The sequence below is a fragment of the Pseudoalteromonas tetraodonis genome, assembly GCF_002310835.1.
Classification (GTDB): Bacteria; Pseudomonadota; Gammaproteobacteria; order Enterobacterales; family Alteromonadaceae; genus Pseudoalteromonas; species Pseudoalteromonas tetraodonis.
On record NZ_CP011041.1, the window covers coordinates 604,027 to 622,098 of the forward strand.

An 18,072-nucleotide genomic window follows, 5' to 3' on the forward strand; every position below is an offset into this window, starting at 1 on the left:
CTTATCAAATTACTTAAGTTAAAAAAGCATCGTGTTAGCAAAATAACTTGCTGCACCTTTCGTCTATTGTTGCTCTTTTTTTAGATTAAAGTAATTGAGTTGCACTCTCATCTCGGTAGCTTGTTCTGCCATTTGACGTGCTGCCGCCATTGTTTCTTCTGTAATAGCCGAGTTTGCCTGGGTTAAACCGGTTAAACGTTGTACAACAAGGTTAACCTCTTTAATCGCTTGCTCTTGTGCGGAGGTTGAATGCGCTATATGTATTATATTTTTATTAACATCGCTAACAGCTTGCATTATGTGTTTTAATTTCTTCCCTGAGGTGTCTGCTAATTCCGTCCCAAGCGCTATTTTTTGATTACTATTTACAATAATACTTTTTATTTGCTTTGCCGATTTAGCACTACGCCCCGCTAAATCACCTACTTCATTAGCAACTACGGCAAAGCCCCTTCCGTGGTCGCCAGCCCTAGCAGCTTCCACGGCGGCATTAAGTGATAGCAAGTTTGTTTGAAAAGCGAGGTTGTCAATAACCGTAAGTATTTCGTTAATGTCTTTACTGGCTTCATTCACGTCATCAATCGCGCTAACGGTTTGTATTGATAAGCGATTTCCTTCTTCAGCAATTTGCTCTGCATTGCTTGCCAATGCCACGGCACTTTTTGATTGTTCAGATACTTTAGTTAGCTCATCTAGCATTTGCTCAGTACTTGAGCTTGCCTCTTCAAGGTTGGCTGCTTGCTCTTCTGTGCGTTTACTTATTTCAGTATTACTTGAAGCTATTTCACCTGCATTTTGCATAACCTGGCCAGCTGATACTTGAATTTCTTGAATGACATTAGTTAATTTCTCAATGGTCGCGTTGGTGTCGCTTTTAAGGGTATTGAATACGCCTTGATATTGCCCCTCTATATTTTTGGTAAGGTCACCTTTAGCTAAGTTTGACAAAACGCTACTTACTTCATTTATAGCTAATGAAACTAATGAGGTAGACTCATTAACATTATTTTTTAAATCTTCCAATTGGCCTTGCAATGGTTGTTTTAATTGATGAGAAAAATCGCCATTTGCCATTGCAGCCATTACTTGATTAAGATCATTTATGACATGTTCAAGGTTTGTTACCGAGTGGTTTATATCTGTTTTTAAACTATTTAGCTGGCCTGTCATAGTCGATGAAATAGTATGATCAAAGCGCCCCTGACTAATTGCTAGCATGACTGATGAAATTTCAGTTAGAGCATTATCAATAGCAGTAATTGATGTATTGATGTTACTTTTTAACTGCTCAAGTTGACCGCTGGCTTCACCTTTAATCATTTTTTTAAAGTCACCTTTACTAACAAAGGACATGACTTCACCTATTTCATTCATTACATTATTTAAATTAGCCATACTGGAATTAATATCTTGTTTTAAGATATCAAGCTGTCCAGCTAAGGGAGCATCTAATTGCGCTGAAAACTGGCCCTGTCGTAATGCACTCATAACGTCACTAATACCATCTATGGCAATACTTAAGCTATTCACTGAGTTATTCACGCTGTCTTTTAGCTGGGCAAGTTTTCCTTTAGCTGGATAGGTAATTTGCTCTTTAAAGTTACCTTGCTCTACGTTAGCCATAATATCTACGATACTATTCATTGTGTTGTTTATTGAGGAAAGCGATTGGTTAATATTACTTTTTAAGGTGCCTAATTCACCTGACATTGAGACATTAATTTGAATATCAAATTGACCGTCAGCCATAGCAATCGCAATGTTATTTAATTCGTTTATTGCCCCGTTTAGTGAACTTGCGCAATCGTTGGTTGCTTGTTTTAACGTAGCTAACTCTCCTCGACATGGTGCTTCAATACGTTGATCAAATTTACCCGCAGCCATTTGGTTCATAACGCGATTTGTTTCACTAATAGATAACTGTAGAGCATCAAGAAGAGTGTTAAATGCTTGAGTGCTAACGCCTATTTCATCGCTTGAATAGACAGTTGCTCGTAATGAAAAGTCACCTTGTTGCTCCACTTTTTTCATCGTATCAGCCAATGCATGTATTGGCTTCGTGAGTGTTCGCGCAAACCAATATGCGGCAATAGTAACAATAAAAATAGTGACAAAAAGTATCACAATGAGTAGTTGGGAAAGAGTCGTTATTGACTCAAAAGCTTCTTGTTCGTCCATTTCTGCTATGAGTGCCCAGCGAACATTAAATACATTTACAGGTGCAAATGCAGAGAGCACCATTTCATTGTTATAGTCATTTATAACATGCTGCCCTTTTTCATTTTTTAGTGCTTTGATTACAGATAAGGTATTCACAGTGCCTTTATTTGGGTTTCTAAACGAGCTTTCTACAGAGTGATTTTTCGGATCAATATAAGAGTCAGAGCGCATTAACCCTTCAGGGCCAACAAGGTAGGTTTCTCCGCTTTCGCCCAACCCGTCACGTTCTTTCATAATTGAATTAATATCTTCAATCGATAATTGGGCAGCTAAAATAGCAACCGTTTTACCATCAACAACAATAGGCTTTCCTATAAAGCTTGCAGGGGCATTATATGAAGGGGAGTACTGTTTATAATCTGCAAAAGCAATTTTTTGTGGGTTGCTGCTGTCTTTTAATTGTCTAAATAGGTTCGCTAAATTACTTTTAGCGTAGGGGCCTGTTTGCAGCGATGTTGCAAAGTCTACTTCTTTATAAACAGAGTAAACAATATTGCCATTTGCTGGGTCGATAATGAAAATATCGTAGAACTTATTTATATTAGTCATATCGCGTAGATAAGGGTGATATTGGCGGTGCGCTTGCTCGTAACTGTCTGATTGCTCTGTGGTGGTTAGTTTTTGTTTTTCACCGATTGGGTTTGGGTTATTAGCTAGATAACGAGATTGCAGCTCAATACTTTTTGGATTCATTTGCTTTAATAGAGATGAAGAAACTGTATCAGTTGGGTTTAGCTGTTTAAATTTTGGAGCAAAAGACTCTTTATAAAAGCGATTTAGAGACTCTGATGAGGTTGAAGGGGAGGTATCATTAAATCCATCTATAAACTTTGTCGCAATATTGGCCATTTCTGGATTTGCTTGCAGCGCATTAAGCTTTTTTTCAATGTTGTTAAAATAGCGTTTAACAGCGCTTTGTTTTACTTTACTCACAGCGTCTAAACGCGAATAAACCTGTTCTGTCATCGAGTTTGAAGCTGTATTAATTGCGACAATAATAATTATTGTTATTGGCACTAGGGCAACAACTAAAAAGGCGGAGATAAGTTTTTTTGTTAAATTTAAAGAATTAAAAAAGTGATTAATTGTGAGCATTACTATGTCCCTGTAATAAGGTCTGAACCTCAAATGAGCATAGAACACAATTTGTGAAGATCTAGTTAATAATTAAAGTAATGAGTTTTTATTACAAAATAGCCAAAGCTGATACTAAGCACTTTTAATTTTAATGCAATTGCAGCATGCTTTTTTAGCGGTTTAAAAGCAATAAAGCGTAGAAGTACTTAAGTGCTCCTACGCTTTACTATTTAATTGATGTTCTAACGTTAAAAAAGCAAACGATGTTAGAGCGCGACTAAACTGCGCTCTAACATAGCTTGAATTTGCTTAACTATTTTAGCTTCGGTTTCGGGTTCAAACTGGGCAATTCGAGGAGTGTGAATATGCCCAGTCGGAATATCTGAATTTAGCTGATTACGCAGCCGAATACTGCGATACGAAATTTCGTTAGACAGGTAACCACCGCCACCGCCATGTACTGCAGTTGCCTCTTTTAATTCGTCAAAACTGCTAGGCTCAAAGTCTTTTTTGAGGGTAATAACATGATGATTATCATTAATCGCAAAAGGGCCTTTTGCCTTTAGCATAGCGCTAACAGGTAAGCTAAATTCTACAAACTCAGTACCGGGTAATGGGCGGTCGTTTAAACTTGGAATGAGCGGCGCTGTTTTGGTACCTCCATACACTATATTGGCGTTGTCGGGGGCTGTTACACTGCGGCGCTTACCTGGAAAGCGCTCAAGGTCAAAGTCTTTACTACCCATACTAACGGTAACCACCATATCAACATTATTAAGTGCGTAATAAGGGGCAAGTAAGGATTCTATAATACCGTGATCAAAGTCTTCATAACGCACAGGCACCATCACTGTGTTTATTTCAGCACTAATACCTTTATAGTTAATGACTTGGCCATCAAGAAGCAGTGCTGCAACACCCGATGGGTTGCTTTGGTTTATATTTCTATCAAGTAAAAACGGGTCAAATCCAGTCAATAATATTTTTTTAGAGGTGTTTTGTGAGTAGCTAAGATCGGTGCGACCCCGGCTGCCATTCTCTAAAAGTGTTAATAACACTGTTTGCTGCGCCGCGCTCAGCGAAAATGCAGGCTTTGTGGTGCGAATAATTTTGCTTGATTGTAAGCGAGCCCAGTAAAGTGCGCGATCATCTAAGTTTTGCGTTGTAGCGATGCGTTTTTTTGCACTAAACCATAATCGTTTTGAGTAGTCATTAACGGCATCTACGGCTTGTGCATAGCTTGAGAGTGACTTGAATTGCTGCTCAAATTGATTAACTTCGCTGGCAAAAGCGCTTAGCACGCTAGGTATCGCTTGGCTGGCTTTTTCAATTCGCAATTCTTCTGAAGTTAGCGGTGTGTTTAAATTAGCTAACGCATTAGAAGAAGAAAAAATTAAGCTTGCAGCAATCAGTGTTTTTATCATGATGGTCCTAAACTGAGTCGTATTTGTTGTCTACTATCCTATGCCTAATAAGTGGGTGCAAATAAAATCGTTGGTTGGTTTTATGTTGCAAGCAGTATAAAACCGGCGTTAAATCAAAAACTACGGGTATTTTATTAAAAAGAGTCGAAACTCTGTGGTGGGTTTAGCTACAATGGTGGCTGTGTATTTTTTAGTTTTTTAATTTTAGGCAACTATGCAACTTATTCAAATAGATAAAGCTCGTTATCGTAAACATTTAAACCGCGTTATAGTCGGTTGTGCCGCAAGCTTAGCGATTGGTAGTTTAGCTATTTCACAAACGCTTATTGCATTATTCCCCGATGAAAGTGGTAGTCATTTTCATTGGAACTTATTAGGCGTTATTGTTACTAGTATTGGTATTGGCTGGTTGTTAAATAAATACCGTACACATCCTTTTATGACCGAGGTGGTGTATGTATGGGAGCTTAAACAAGCGCTTAATAAAATTACCCGCAAGATGGCAAAGCTTAAAGCGGCGGGACGTGAAGGTAATCCTGATGCGCTATTAGCCATTCACTATAGTTATGCAGGTTCACGCTTGTTATGGCAGCTTGACGATAACACCATCACCATGGATGATTTAGCGATTAAACAAGCCGAGTTAGATAGCGTTGCGGCTAAATATAATTTAACTCTTAATGCCGATGACTACGATGACGCAATTTTAAAGCAGTTTTAAAGTGGTTTTAATTTATAGGAATAACAATGAGCATAATTCTTTATGGTGTCCCGCTTTCTCCCTATGTACGTAAAGTGCGTGTATGTTTAGCGCATAAACAACTAGACTATAAACTCGAAATAGTCTCGCCGTTTAATCAACCTGATTGGTTTTTAGAACTGAACCCTCTAGGGCGAATTCCGGCGCTAAAAGACGACGAGTTAAGTTTGGCGGATTCTAGCGTTATTTGCCAATATCTTGATGAAAAATACCCTAATTCAGCGTCTTTACTCGGTGATACTATAGAGCAACGTGCAGCCGTTCGCTGGTTAGAAAAATACGCAGATTACGAGCTGGCTCCTTTTGCAACATTTACGGTGTTTCAGCAACGTATTATTGCTCCCACAATGCAAAAGCCAACCGATGAAGCCTTAGTGCAAAGTGCATTAAATGAAAAACTACCGCCTTTATTTGATTATTTAGAAGGTTATTTAGGGGATAACGAGTTTTTTGTTGGCGAGAGCTTAACCCTTGCCGACATTGCTGTGAGCTGCCAGTTAATGAATATGGAGCATGGTGGTGAGCAACTTGATGAGTCGCGCTGGCCTAATCTTGCAGCATTGCATAGCCGTGTAAAACAGGGGACTGCTATGCAGAGCATGCTTGAAGGCGAGCAAAAAATATTAGCCTCGCTTAAGTAGCTTTTTAATGTTGGTGACTGGAATGTCGCTTATTTTACAAAATCTTAAACAATAAAGGAGCTATCATTGAAAAAAGTACTGATTGTTTGTTTGGGAAATATATGTCGTTCACCTACCGCAGAGGCGGTATTAATAGCTCGCGCTAAAGAGTTAGGCATTGATTTGCTAGTGGACTCGGCTGGGACTATTGGTCATCATGAAGGTAATCCGCCAGATAAACGCTCTATGCAAGCTGGCGAGAAACGTGGTTATAGTTTTAAAGGTATTTTTTCACGCAAGGTGCGCAGTAGTGATTTTAGCGAGTTTGATTTAATTTTAGCAGCCGATAAACAAAACCTGACGGATCTAACCGCACGCTGCCCCGATCATTTGCAATATAAGTTGGCGTTATTTTTAGAGTATGGCGAGCAAGCACAAAGCGCTATTCCGGACCCTTACTATGGCGGTGATGATGGCTTTGAAAAGGTACTTGATTTAATAGAGGCCGCCAGCGATAACATTTTAGCTAAGTTAAAGTAGAATAAACTAAAAAGGCGCTTAAAGCGCCTTTGGTATGTTATTAACGGTTTACTTTAAAGTCGAGCTGTACTTTGGAAGTTGCTGCAACCGCTTTTCCATGTTCAAACTTAGGTGCATAACGCCATTGCGCTAATGCTTCTACTGCCGATTTTTCAAAGGCCACGCCACCTTCAGAACTAATTACTTGCGGATTTTTTACAAAGCCAGACTCATCTACTTCAAACTCCATAACTACACTGCCATCTTTACTAAATCGCGCCTTGTTTTTAGGGTATTTAGGGTTAACGCGGTATAGCGGCTTTTGCTCTTGGCTTTCTTTCCACGGCACCATTTTAGCAATCGCGATGCAGTGTTTGGTGGCTTCATCACTTTTGCCTTGTTTTTCATACAAGCCAATCAATCTTGAGTGTGCGGTAAGCTCGGCGTTGTGATCGTAACTTAAGCTTTCATCAAACACATTTACTACACGGTTAAGTCGTTCTATTGCTTGATCGTATCTTTTTCGACCTTCCGCAAATGACGCCATTAAAAAATCAGCTTTTATTTGTTCAACTGAGTTTTTAGGTAAGTTAGCCAGATAATACTCATCGGCTTCTTCTAGGTAGTTTTTAGCTTCTCGGTATTTTTCATAGCTGAATTTATTAGCTAGTATGGTTGCCGCTTCTAGTTTCATATCAGCCACAAACTTAGGGTTGTTTTGTGTGTTTGCGATTGCTATCACTTGCTCTAAATAATAATCCGCTTTTTGAGCAGAAGGGGCAAAACTAGCCATACCGACTAAAGCATCAATGGTTTCAGGCGATTGCTTACCATGGTTAGTAGCTAAAATAGTATAGGCTTGTTGATAGAGCGAAAAACGCTTTTCAATCCACTGTTTACCGTATCGATTAATTGATTTTGCATAGTTAATCGCTAAGTTTGCGGTGTTATCAGCATTTTCACCGTAAACAGTTTTACCTAATGTGTAAGCCTGCTCCGCGGCTTGTTGCACATTTTCTTTGGTTTTAATCGCATTTAAGTAATTTTGATACGCGTCGTTGAAAACGGCTTGAGCGTTATTTGTTTGTTCGGCAAATGACGTGGTGCTCAATACAGATAAACCTAAGCCCATCAGTAATGCAAGTTTGTTTAATTTCATAATGATCCCTATTATTTGTCGATAACAAATTAGCAAATCCTTATGTATATGTCATCACTTTAGGTAAATCAAGGTAAACGCTCGCTAGTAATATATTTGCGGTTTAAGATTGAAAATAGTCGCTATCGTCGCCATATATTTGCCATAAACAGTCTTGTACTACGGTGTATTTAACCTATTTTGTGATATTATCACTTTATCGTGTCGTAGTTTTTTAATATTTGGATTGGTCGTGGCGCAAGTAAGAGCAAGAGTCCAGCTTAATGTTGGCAAAAATAGTGATATTCCTGCAGAAATTATTTCCTTTAGTGGCTTAAAAGATGGCCAAGAGCATGTTGCGTTAGTGTTTAAAAACGCCGATACCGAGCAAGATGTTCCGCTTATTCGTATGCACTCTGAATGCTTAACCGGTGATGTGTTTCACTCGTCACGTTGTGATTGCGGTGAGCAGTTAAATGAGTGTATTGAAATGATGCACGAACAAGGCGGTATTTTACTTTATTTACGCCAAGAAGGGCGTGGTATTGGTTTATATAATAAAATTGATGCGTATGTACTGCAGTCACAAGGTATGAACACTTACGAGGCCAACAATCATTTGGGCTTTGCTGATGATTTACGTGATTTTTCGGATGCTGTATTAATGCTCAATGCGCTTAATTTAAAGCATGTAAAATTAATGACTAACAATCCTAAAAAGCTTAACGCATTAAAAGATGCTGGCATAGAGGTGGACTCTGTTGTGGGCACTCATGCACACATTAAAGCTGGGCTTTCAGGTAACAAGGCGTATTTAGAGACTAAAATTAAGCATGGCTCTCATATGCTAGATATTAAGAAAATTAAAAAACCTTAGGGTCTGTTGACCTTTCAAGGTTAAATTTGCAGCAGTCTGTTTGGTATTTAGGCAAGGCAGAGCCTATGTGGTGTGGTTATTCCCCATAAATAGGCGATAACGCAGCATCAATGCCAAACAGGCGCTGCCCGAAGGGTTCTGCCTAGGGGCGATTTACTCTTTGTTGCCTACATGGATGTAGGTAAGGGGCGTGAGCAGGACGCGGAAGCTTTGCTCGGTTTTGACTTAGCCCACTAGGTTACAAACCTCGCGCCGCGATTAAATCGCCCCTAGTTTGAACAAATTTTAATCCGTAAAGGGCAACAGACCCTAATATTAACGGCATTTATCGCCGCCACCTATGTAATACCAACCAACGCCGAGTTATACTCGGCGTGTTTTGTTTTAATTAAGAGCAAGTATGTCTACACAATTACGAATTTTTAAAGCGGATGCGGCATTAAAATGGTTTAAAGCGGGTTGGCTAATTTTTAAAACTCAGCCATTAACCTTTATCTTTATGCACTTGTTTATTGGCATTGTTGGCTTGTTGTCTTTATTTTTGCCGTTATTACAAATAGTCGCAGCATTGGCTACACCATTTTTAACCGCTGGTTTTTATCAAGCCGTGCTTACCAAGCAGCAAGGCGGAAAAATTATGTTAGCCGACATTTTGAAGCCCTTTTCAGCAAAAGGAAATCGGTTAGGCTTATTCCGCTTAGCGCTTTATCAAATGGGTGCCGGTATTTTAATTGCGCTGCTCGCCAATGGTTTATTTGCCGATGCGATGGCGGTTATGACGCAGCCTGACTTAGATCCTAATACAGCAATTAGCCAAATGCTTGAGAGTATTTCGTTTGCCAATGTGGCACTGTTTTTAATTGCGCTGTCGATATACTTTACTTCGTTTGCCTATGCGGTACCGCTGGTTTACTTTAATAAAGAACAACGTATTTTAAATGCCTTAAAAAGTTCGTTTATGGTGTTTTATTATAATATTTTACCACTGAGTGTTTATGGTATTATTTGCGCATTATTAATTGTGGTGTCGATGTTCTTATCGCTACTACCGCTGTTGATTTTAATGCCAATTTGCTACATTAGTTTCTTTGTTTCTTATCAGGCTATTTTTATGCCCGTTGTGCCACCAAGTGATGACAGTAACATTAAGCCTTTAAGTAGCGAGCAAAGCGGGCGCTTTGACGCTTAATGGATGATACGTTAAAACAAAAGTTAAAAAACTATGTGCTTTGGTTACTAGGAAGGCAAGAGTATTCGCGCCGAGAGTTAACCCAAAAGTTACAGCAAAGAGAAGCAACCGACGAGTTCATAGAAAACCTGCTTGATTGGTGCGAAAAGCACAATTTTATTAACGAGCAGCGTTACTGTGAAGGGTTTGTAAGAAAGCACATATTTAAATGCCATGGCTTAAAGCGAATTCAAAGTGAGGCCATGAGCAAAGGGATTGATAGAGCACTGCTTGAAACAGTGATTGAAGAGCTGGAAATAGATTGGTTTGAGCTCGCGCAGGAAGCGTACAACAAAAAATATTCAACGACACCGGCAAACCTCGAGTACAAAGAAAAAGCTAAGCGCGTGCGCTACTTAATGTATCGAGGATTTAGCTATGATCAAATAAATTTTGCAATGCAAGCACAGTAAATACAGGTGAGACTTTCACATGCAGCACATGACTACCGCACAAATTAGGCAACAGTTTTTAGACTTTTTTGCCAGCAAGCAACACCAAGTTGTTCCTTCTAGTTCGCTTATACCGGGTAACGATGCCACGTTGTTATTTAATAATGCCGGTATGGTGCAATTTAAAGATGTATTTTTAGGCGCTGAAAGCCGCCCTTACACACGCGCAACCAGTTCGCAGCGTTGTGTGCGTGCTGGTGGTAAACATAACGATTTAGAAAACGTAGGTTACACAGCACGTCACCATACCTTTTTTGAAATGCTAGGTAATTTCAGCTTTGGTGATTACTTTAAGCAAGATGCAATTAAATTTGCGTGGGAGTTTTTAACTGAGGTTGTAAAACTACCAAAAGAAAAGCTGTTAGTAACCATTTACCATGATGACGAAGAAGCCTTTGGCTACTGGGCTAACGATATAGGCTTACCTGAAGATCGTATTATTCGTATTGCAACGAGCGATAACTTTTGGTCTATGGGTGATACGGGTCCTTGTGGTCCATGTTCTGAAATATTTTATGATCATGGCGAGCATATTTGGGGCGGTCCTCCGGGCACACCTGAAGAAGATGGTGACCGTTTCATTGAAATTTGGAACTTAGTATTTATGCAATACAACCGTCAAAGCGACGGGACTATGGAGCCACTTCCTAAGCAATCTGTTGATACAGGTATGGGCCTTGAGCGTATTTCAGCTATTTTACAAGGTGTGCATTCAAACTACGAAATCGACTTATTCCAAGGCTTAATTGCGGCCGCTGCAAGCGTTACCAATGCACAAGATATGGATGATAAATCACTTCGCGTGGTAGCCGATCATATTCGTTCGTGTGCATTTTTAATTTCAGATGGGGTTATGCCATCAAATGAAGGCCGTGGTTATGTATTGCGTCGTATTATTCGTCGTGCAGTACGTCACGGTAATAAGTTAGGTGCTAAAGGCGCGTTTTTCTATAAATTGGTTGCTGCACTTATTGAGCAAATGGGTCAAGCGTACCCAGAGCTTGCTAAGCAACAAGAAATTATTGAAAAAGTACTACGTATTGAAGAAGAGCAGTTTGGTAAAACGCTTGAGCGTGGTTTAGCTATTTTAGAAGAAAGCTTAAGTGATTTAACCGGGGATGTGATCCCGGGTGACTTAGTATTTAAGCTTTACGATACCTATGGTTTCCCTGCTGATTTAACAGCCGATGTTGCGCGTGAGCGCCAGATGACGATTGACCATCAAGGTTTTGAAGCATGCATGGCAGTACAACGTAAAACTGCGCAACAAGCGGGTAAGTTTGGGGCTGATTACAATGACCAATTAAAATCAGACAAGCACACTGACTTTAAAGGCTACGATAGCACTCATTACAGTGGCACAGTGGTAGAAATTTTTGCTGGTGGCGAAGCTGTATCATTACTTGAAGATGGTCAACAAGGTATTATTGTTTTAGACCGTACTCCGTTTTACGCTGAATCAGGCGGCCAAATTGGTGATAGCGGAACAATCACAGTAGCCGGCGGTGAGTTTGTGGTGACTAATACCACTAAACTGGGTAATGCTTTTGCTCACCATGGAACAGTTCAAGGGCGTATTGGCGTTAACGATAAAGTGGATGCAACTATTGACGATGCGCGCCGTGACAGCATTAAGAAAAATCACACCGCTACGCATATTTTGCATGAAGCACTGCGTCAGCTTTTAGGTGAGCACGTATCGCAAAAAGGCTCACTTGTGCAGCCAGATCGTCTGCGTTTTGACTTCTCACATTTTGAAGCGGTGACCAAACAAGAACTGCGCGAAATTGAGCGCGTAGTGAATGACGAAATTCGTCGTAACTTTGCTCTTAACACTGAGCTAATGGCAATTGATGATGCTAAAGCAAAAGGTGCAATGGCACTGTTTGGCGAAAAGTACGATGACGAAGTACGCGTTGTGACTATTGGTGATTACTCAATCGAGCTTTGTGGTGGTACACACGTAGAGCGTGCGGGTGACATTGGTTTATTCAAAATTGTATCTGAAAGCGGTATTGCTGCTGGTGTTCGTCGAATTGAAGCGGTAACAGGTGCAGAGGCAATTGCTTTTGTAAGCGAGCAAGAGCAACAATTAGCTGATGTTGCAGCGCTTGTAAAAGGTGACAATGCGTCAGTGCTTGAAAAAGTAACTGCCTTGCTTGAAAAGTCGAAAGGGCTTGAAAAACAAGTTGCCCAGCTTAACGATAAACTAGCCAGTGCGGCAGGTGCATCGTTACTTGATTCAGTGGTTGAAATTAACGGGGTTAAATTGTTAGTGGCCAACGTTGAGGGCACAGAATCAAAAGCGCTTCGCGGTATGGTTGATGACCTTAAAAATAAAATTGGCTCAGGTGTTATTGCCTTAGGTGTTGCCAGCGGCGACAAAGTAAGCCTAATTGCGGGTGTAACTAAAGACTTAACTGGCAAAGTAAAAGCGGGTGAGTTAGTTAATCACATGGCAGGCCAAGTCGGTGGTAAAGGCGGCGGTCGTCCAGATATGGCGCAAGCGGGTGGTTCTGAGCCACAAAATTTAACTGCAGCACTTGATAGCGTAACAGCTTGGTTAACTGAGCGTACTTAAGCTTAAGTGGCACTTATAGTTCAAAAATTTGGCGGCACTTCGGTAGGCTCAATAGAGCGTATTGAAGCGGTCGCCGACCTTGTTGTTAAAACCAAGCAACAAGGCCACCAAGTGGTGGTGGTGCTTTCGGCAATGTCGGGAGAAACCAATCGCTTAATTAATCTTGCCAAACAAATCGACTCTCGCCCGAGTAGTCGTGAACTCGATGTATTACTGAGTACCGGTGAACAAGTCTCTATCGCTTTATTAGCGATGGCCATTATTAAACGCGGCCATTCAGCGGTAAGCTTACTAGCCGATCAAGTGAATATATTAACCGATAACATGTTCGGTAAAGCCCGTGTAGAAGAAGTTGCGGCAACGCGTTTAAAACATGAACTTGAACATAACCGTATTGCTATTATTGCCGGCTTTCAGGGGCGCGATATTGAGGGCAACGTGACCACGCTTGGCCGTGGTGGCACCGATACCTCAGCGGTTGAAATTGCTGGTGCAATAAAAGCCGATGAGTGTCAGATCTATACCGATGTTGATGGCGTATATACTACAGACCCGCGTGTGGAACCTAACGCACGACGTTTAAGTCATGTTACCTTTGCTGAAATGCTTGAGCTGGCAAGTTTAGGCGCTAAAGTATTACATATTCGCTCTGTAGAATCTGCTGGTAAACACAATGTTCCTCTGCGGGTGTTATCTAGCTTTAAACCCGATGAAGGCACGTTAATTAGTTTTGAGGAGAGCGACGTGACAAGCAATGTCGTATCGGGTATTGCATTTAATCGAGATGAGTGCTTAATTAAGGTGCATGGAATGCCGCAAGGCACCAAACATCTTGCAAAAGTTTTGAAACTTTTTGCTGATAATGGCATCGAAATAGATATGATTAATCAAATTAATCATAAAGTTGAAAAAGTCGACTATGCTTTTACTGTGCATTTAAATGATTACTTAAACGCACTTGATTTGTTAACGGCTGAGCAACAGCAATTTGACGCACATGCAATTGACGGATTGACCAATGTGGCGAAAGTGTCAGCGGTGGGTATGGGGATGAAATCTCATTCCGGGGTAGCGAGTTTATTTTTTGATTCGCTAGCACAAGAAAACATTGATGTGATGTTTGTTGCCACCTCAGAGATCAAAATTTCAGTTTTAATAGATGAAAAATACCTAGAGCTGGCTGTTCGTGCATTACATAAGACATTTTTAACAGAAAATGAATAGATTGAGAGTTTTTACTTACTTTTTAGTCTAATTTTAATTAAAATGTTTGTGCGGAATCTTATAATTTTATTGGAACATGGGAGCAAGAGAATGCTAATACTAACTCGTAGAGTAGGCGAGACCCTTATGATTGGTGACGAAGTAACCGTTACTGTTCTAGGTGTTAAAGGAAATCAAGTTCGTATCGGTGTTAACGCACCTAAAGACGTATCAGTTCATCGTGAAGAAATTTACATGCGCATACAAGCTGAAAAGTCTAACCCTAATCCGGGCAATGCTTAATCAACATAGTATAAAATGTGCTAGTTAATATAACTATGACATTTGTAAAAGCCACTCATTGAGTGGCTTTTTTGTTTATAAAATCAATCGTTTCTTCGTCGAGTATTGCCTTAGAAATGTATTGCATACCGCTTTTACTTTTTAACAATAGTCCACAATCTGTAGTAATAATTTCGTTAATGTCGTGCCAAGCTAACTGGTAATTTTTGTAATGATTGGTTGATTTTATTCCGTCTTCGTCGAAGGTGAGAGTGACTTCAGAACCAGACGCTCTGCTTAGCATTTGCCTGGTAACCCACCATGGGCGGCGATAGTAAAAGGCGATGCATTCGAGTAGGGCTAGCATCAGCAAAAATGTACCTAGGTAATGATCTCCTAAACCATAAATACCAAATAATCCCAATACAACAAGCAGTGCTAATAAAAAATATTTAGGTTGCGCGCGTTTACTATAAGGCAGCGATTGGTCGAAGCATTCATAAAAGTAAGGTTTATCGAGTTTATAGGTTGTCGTAAATACCATGCATCTATACTTAAAAGCTATTTTTTATCATTTTAGCAAGCTATGTGGTAAATGCGCAGCTTAAAAAGAATTAATAGTTCAGAGTTTATAATTAATGGGTAGCAACTTGGCGACTAGTACTAAACACAAAAAAAGCGACCAAATGGTCGCTCTTTAAAAAGGGGCTGAATTAGCAATTTGTTTCTTCAGCGTTGACACCTTCTTTTACTTCTTCACAGGCATCTTCTACTTTATTTTGAACATCTGTCACGGCTTCGTCGATGCGTTCACCGGCTTCTTCTGCATGATTGTCTTCACAACCCATAATAAATGCACTTGCGAATAGGCCAATAGCTGCTGCTTTAAGTGTTGATGATTTCATAATGTAATTCCTTGTATATAAATTTAAAAAAGTTCGTTGTTTCTTATCTACCTGGGGCTTTTACCACGTAAAGCGCCAGAGACAAGTGAAATAACCAGTAAAACTAAAAAGATAAAAAATATGATCTTAGCAATTCCTGCTGCGGCTCCTGCAATACCACCAAATCCTAAAACGGCTGCGATTAGTGCGATCACCAAAAATGTAATTGTCCAGCGTAACATTGTCATCTCCTTGATTTATCTAAGTGTTAAAGTGTTGTTTTTATATAAGCGAGTAATATGCCAGTATTTTATTTTGTTTTAAATCAACGGTTTAACTTATCTTTTTCAGTTTGGTTTTATATTAGGTTGGTAATTTTTACGGTTTTATCTGTAACTTATTCACAGTGGTGTCTGATGAGATAATAAATAGTTTTTACAGCCGTTATTTTGGTAAGACCAATTAACATTTGCTTTGGCAGTTTTTAGTGGATTAGCTCATTAGGTATATTTTTATGTGTTTTTACAGAATATTAGGGTTTTTATATATTCTTTGTTTATAACGAACATTTTTACCATCTATATATATAGGTTAAATAAGCTATTTTAGGTGGTGTTAACCTTATTGGTGATATGTTACTTTTAGATTAATTGGTTTTACCAATTTACAATGTGTAGACAAAAGAATAGTTTTTGTTACTATTGGTGAATATTTATTTAAATAAACTGACTTTTTATGTATTCAGTTTTGAACAGGGGAGAATTATGGATATAGGGGCTTTGCTCACAACTGCAGGCAATTTAATGCTAACCGGTATGGTGGGGGTGTTTGTATTTCTTTCTTTATTGATTGGTGCAGTGACAGTTATGTCTAAGCTGGCTAGCAAATTTTCTCAGCCAGAACTTGAAGTATCACAGAGAACACCATCTTTTAAATCTCAAGGTGTGCCAAATGAGCACATCGCTGCAATTAGTGCTGCCATTGCTCAGTACAAAACAAATAATAATTAGAGGAGCATACCAATGGCTAAATTAAAAATAACAGAGCTCGTACTTCGAGACGCACATCAGTCGCTTTTAGCTACCCGCATGCGATTAGACGACATGTTACCTATTGCAAAAAAAATTGATGACGCAGGTTATTGGTCTATAGAGTCTTGGGGTGGGGCTACCTTTGACTCATGTATTCGTTATTTAGGCGAAGATCCTTGGGAACGTATTCGTGCGCTTAAAAAGGCGATGCCAAATACACCCCAGCAAATGTTACTTCGCGGTCAAAACTTATTGGGGTATCGCCATTATGCTGATGACGTTGTTGAAAAGTTTGTTGAGCGCGCACACAAAAATGGCGTAGACGTATTTCGTATTTTTGATGCCATGAATGATGTACGTAACTTAGAAACTGCCATAAAAGCGGCGGTTAAAGTAGGTGCGCATGCCCAAGGTACGATTTCTTACACGGTAAGCCCAGTACACACATTGGATATGTGGCTAACACTTGCTAAGCAGCTTGAAGAATTAGGTTGCCATTCAATTTGTATTAAAGATATGGCGGGATTGCTTAAGCCTTACGATGCAGAAAAACTGATTAAAGGCTTAAAAGAAACGGTTTCAATTCCTATTGCCATGCAATGTCATGCAACAACGGGTTTAAGTACCGCAACGTATCAAAAAGCGATTGATGCCGGTATTGATATGCTCGATACGGCTGTATCGTCTATGAGTATGACTTATGGTCATTCAGCAACTGAAACAATTGCTGCAATCGTGGAAGGTACTGAGCGTGATACTGGGCTTGATTTAAACCACCTTGAAGAAATTGCAGCTTACTTTAGAGACGTACGTAAAAAGTACGCTGCGTTTGAAGGCAGTTTAAAAGGTGTTGATGGCCGAATTTTATTAGCCCAAGTGCCAGGTGGTATGTTAACTAACATGGAAAATCAGCTTAAAGAGCAAGGCGCTGCTGATAAACTAAACGAAGTATTACTTGAAATTCCACGAGTACGTGAAGATTTAGGCTTTATTCCACTCGTTACACCTACCTCACAAATTGTTGGTACTCAAGCGGTATTAAATGTACTCACTGGTGAGCGTTATAAAACCATTACCAAAGAAACTGCTGGCGTATTAAAAGGTGAGTATGGTTCAACACCTGCACCAATGAATAAAGAGCTTCAAGAGCGTGTACTTGATGGCAGCGAAGCAATTACCTGTCGCCCTGCAGATGTGATCAAACCTGAACTTGAAACGCTTGAGGCTGAATTAAGTAAACTTGCGCAAGAGCAAGGCTTAACGCTTGCTGATGAGCAAATTGATGATGTGCTCACGTATGCCTTATTCCCACAAATTGGTTTGAAGTTTATTAAAAACCGCAATAACCCTGACGCATTTGAACCTGTTCCTAGCGCTGATGATAGCTCCAATAAAGCACCTGAAAAATCAGCGGCAAACAATAAAGGCGTTAAGGCTGAGCAATACAGCGTTAAAGTAGATGGCAAAGTATACGATGTCGTGGTTGCTCAAGGCGGTGAGCTTAAAGAGGTGACGCTAAAAGACTCTGAGCATATTCCACAGTCGGCATCAGTTGCTTCAGGTGAAACTCTTAATGCGCCACTTGCCGGTAATATCTTTAAAATTAAAGTAAAGCCAGGTCAGGTAGTAAATGAAGGTGATGTGGTGATTATTATGGAAGCCATGAAAATGGAAACCGAAGTACGCGCCATGCATACCGGTACAATTGCAGACGTGCTTGTCTCTGAAGGTGATTCAGTGTCAACCGGCGATGCAATGATTGCATTAGCTTAAGGA

General features: G+C 39.9%; 17 protein-coding genes. 11 read left to right on the forward strand and 6 right to left on the reverse strand.

Annotated features, from left to right (window positions below):
* Positions 1 to 63: 63 nt before the first annotated feature.
* A complete protein-coding gene (locus PTET_RS02825; protein WP_013464118.1) occupies positions 64 to 3,315 on the reverse strand; it encodes a methyl-accepting chemotaxis protein in 3,252 nt (1,083 codons plus the stop codon).
* A gap of 248 nt (positions 3,316 to 3,563) precedes the next feature.
* Positions 3,564 to 4,721 carry a hypothetical protein gene (locus PTET_RS02830; RefSeq protein ID WP_013464119.1) on the reverse strand — a complete coding sequence of 386 codons (1,158 nt, stop codon included), beginning with the start codon at positions 4,719 to 4,721 and terminating at the stop codon, positions 3,564 to 3,566.
* 214 nt (positions 4,722 to 4,935) lie between these two features.
* On the opposite strand from PTET_RS02830, the gene PTET_RS02835 reads away from it, so the two are divergent.
* From PTET_RS02835 to PTET_RS02845, 3 genes are all read left to right on the forward strand, one after another.
* Complete coding sequence (locus PTET_RS02835) at positions 4,936 to 5,442, forward strand: DUF3087 domain-containing protein (RefSeq protein WP_008115114.1); 507 nt, start codon at positions 4,936 to 4,938, stop codon at positions 5,440 to 5,442.
* Positions 5,443 to 5,468: 26 nt separating this feature from the next.
* The gene (locus PTET_RS02840) at positions 5,469 to 6,122 is read left to right on the forward strand and encodes a glutathione S-transferase family protein (RefSeq protein ID WP_013464120.1); all 654 of its coding nucleotides are present in this window, start codon (positions 5,469 to 5,471) and stop codon (positions 6,120 to 6,122) included.
* 66 nt (positions 6,123 to 6,188) lie between these two features.
* The gene (locus PTET_RS02845; protein WP_024601251.1) at positions 6,189 to 6,641 is read left to right on the forward strand and encodes a low molecular weight protein-tyrosine-phosphatase; all 453 of its coding nucleotides are present in this window, start codon (positions 6,189 to 6,191) and stop codon (positions 6,639 to 6,641) included.
* 40 nt (positions 6,642 to 6,681) lie between these two features.
* Here PTET_RS02845 and PTET_RS02850 read toward each other — a convergent pair whose 3' ends face one another.
* Entirely contained in the window at positions 6,682 to 7,779 is a 1,098-nt protein-coding gene (locus tag PTET_RS02850; protein WP_024601252.1) for a TonB family protein, read from the reverse strand.
* Positions 7,780 to 8,011: 232 nt separating this feature from the next.
* Between PTET_RS02850 and PTET_RS02855 the strand changes: the two genes are divergently transcribed.
* The 6 genes from PTET_RS02855 to csrA all read left to right on the forward strand — a co-directional run bounded on the left by PTET_RS02855 (position 8,012) and on the right by csrA (position 14,402).
* Complete coding sequence (locus tag PTET_RS02855; RefSeq protein ID WP_008465954.1) at positions 8,012 to 8,635, forward strand: GTP cyclohydrolase II; 624 nt, start codon at positions 8,012 to 8,014, stop codon at positions 8,633 to 8,635.
* A 400-nt stretch (positions 8,636 to 9,035) separates the two neighbouring features.
* A complete protein-coding gene (locus PTET_RS02860) occupies positions 9,036 to 9,824 on the forward strand; it encodes a BPSS1780 family membrane protein (protein ID WP_008465956.1) in 789 nt (262 codons plus the stop codon).
* The gene (locus PTET_RS02865) at positions 9,824 to 10,276 is read left to right on the forward strand and encodes a regulatory protein RecX (RefSeq protein WP_024601253.1); all 453 of its coding nucleotides are present in this window, start codon (positions 9,824 to 9,826) and stop codon (positions 10,274 to 10,276) included. Before PTET_RS02860 ends, PTET_RS02865 begins: the two co-directional genes overlap by 1 nt.
* Positions 10,277 to 10,295: 19 nt before the next feature.
* Positions 10,296 to 12,896 (forward strand): alanine--tRNA ligase, encoded by a 2,601-nt coding sequence (gene alaS, locus PTET_RS02870; protein WP_024601254.1) that lies wholly within the window; start codon positions 10,296 to 10,298, stop codon positions 12,894 to 12,896.
* Positions 12,897 to 12,902: 6 nt separating this feature from the next.
* Positions 12,903 to 14,120 carry an aspartate kinase gene (locus tag PTET_RS02875; RefSeq protein ID WP_058154208.1) on the forward strand — a complete coding sequence of 406 codons (1,218 nt, stop codon included), beginning with the start codon at positions 12,903 to 12,905 and terminating at the stop codon, positions 14,118 to 14,120.
* Positions 14,121 to 14,210: 90 nt separating this feature from the next.
* On the forward strand, positions 14,211 to 14,402 hold the full coding sequence (gene csrA / locus PTET_RS02880; RefSeq protein WP_004587515.1) for a carbon storage regulator CsrA: 192 nt from the start codon (positions 14,211 to 14,213) through the stop codon (positions 14,400 to 14,402).
* Positions 14,403 to 14,457: 55 nt separating this feature from the next.
* On the opposite strand, the gene PTET_RS02885 is transcribed toward csrA, so the two are convergent.
* The 3 genes from PTET_RS02885 to PTET_RS02895 form a co-directional block, all read right to left on the reverse strand.
* The gene (locus tag PTET_RS02885; protein WP_008115132.1) at positions 14,458 to 14,925 is read right to left on the reverse strand and encodes a YcxB family protein; all 468 of its coding nucleotides are present in this window, start codon (positions 14,923 to 14,925) and stop codon (positions 14,458 to 14,460) included.
* A 169-nt stretch (positions 14,926 to 15,094) separates the two neighbouring features.
* A complete protein-coding gene (locus PTET_RS02890; protein WP_013464127.1) occupies positions 15,095 to 15,286 on the reverse strand; it encodes a hypothetical protein in 192 nt (63 codons plus the stop codon).
* Positions 15,287 to 15,333: 47 nt separating this feature from the next.
* The gene (locus PTET_RS02895) at positions 15,334 to 15,507 is read right to left on the reverse strand and encodes a DUF1328 domain-containing protein (protein ID WP_002961939.1); all 174 of its coding nucleotides are present in this window, start codon (positions 15,505 to 15,507) and stop codon (positions 15,334 to 15,336) included.
* Positions 15,508 to 16,029: 522 nt separating this feature from the next.
* On the opposite strand from PTET_RS02895, the gene PTET_RS02900 reads away from it, so the two are divergent.
* Together PTET_RS02900 and oadA are read left to right on the forward strand one after the other, a co-directional pair.
* On the forward strand, positions 16,030 to 16,275 hold the full coding sequence (locus tag PTET_RS02900; RefSeq protein ID WP_013464128.1) for an OadG family protein: 246 nt from the start codon (positions 16,030 to 16,032) through the stop codon (positions 16,273 to 16,275).
* A 12-nt stretch (positions 16,276 to 16,287) separates the two neighbouring features.
* The gene (oadA, locus tag PTET_RS02905; protein WP_016900617.1) at positions 16,288 to 18,069 is read left to right on the forward strand and encodes a sodium-extruding oxaloacetate decarboxylase subunit alpha; all 1,782 of its coding nucleotides are present in this window, start codon (positions 16,288 to 16,290) and stop codon (positions 18,067 to 18,069) included.
* The last annotated feature ends 3 nt before the right edge of the window (positions 18,070 to 18,072 follow it).

Bases quoted from the DNA above. Each gene is read 5' to 3' on its own strand.
- PTET_RS02830 (WP_013464119.1), bottom strand. From the start codon at position 4,721: ATGATAAAAACACTGATTGCTGCAAGCTTAATTTTTTCTTCTTCTAAT.
- PTET_RS02885 (WP_008115132.1), bottom strand. From the start codon at position 14,925: ATGGTATTTACGACAACCTATAAACTCGATAAACCTTACTTTTATGAA.
- PTET_RS02840 (WP_013464120.1), top strand. From the start codon at position 5,469: ATGAGCATAATTCTTTATGGTGTCCCGCTTTCTCCCTATGTACGTAAA.
- PTET_RS02860 (WP_008465956.1), top strand. From the start codon at position 9,036: ATGTCTACACAATTACGAATTTTTAAAGCGGATGCGGCATTAAAATGG.
- PTET_RS02890 (WP_013464127.1), bottom strand. From the start codon at position 15,286: ATGAAATCATCAACACTTAAAGCAGCAGCTATTGGCCTATTCGCAAGT.
- csrA (WP_004587515.1), top strand. From the start codon at position 14,211: ATGCTAATACTAACTCGTAGAGTAGGCGAGACCCTTATGATTGGTGAC.
- PTET_RS02895 (WP_002961939.1), bottom strand. From the start codon at position 15,507: ATGTTACGCTGGACAATTACATTTTTGGTGATCGCACTAATCGCAGCC.
- PTET_RS02835 (WP_008115114.1), top strand. From the start codon at position 4,936: ATGCAACTTATTCAAATAGATAAAGCTCGTTATCGTAAACATTTAAAC.
- PTET_RS02850 (WP_024601252.1), bottom strand. From the start codon at position 7,779: ATGAAATTAAACAAACTTGCATTACTGATGGGCTTAGGTTTATCTGTA.
- alaS (WP_024601254.1), top strand. From the start codon at position 10,296: ATGCAGCACATGACTACCGCACAAATTAGGCAACAGTTTTTAGACTTT.
- PTET_RS02865 (WP_024601253.1), top strand. From the start codon at position 9,824: ATGGATGATACGTTAAAACAAAAGTTAAAAAACTATGTGCTTTGGTTA.
- oadA (WP_016900617.1), top strand. From the start codon at position 16,288: ATGGCTAAATTAAAAATAACAGAGCTCGTACTTCGAGACGCACATCAG.
- PTET_RS02900 (WP_013464128.1), top strand. From the start codon at position 16,030: ATGGATATAGGGGCTTTGCTCACAACTGCAGGCAATTTAATGCTAACC.
- PTET_RS02825 (WP_013464118.1), bottom strand. From the start codon at position 3,315: ATGCTCACAATTAATCACTTTTTTAATTCTTTAAATTTAACAAAAAAA.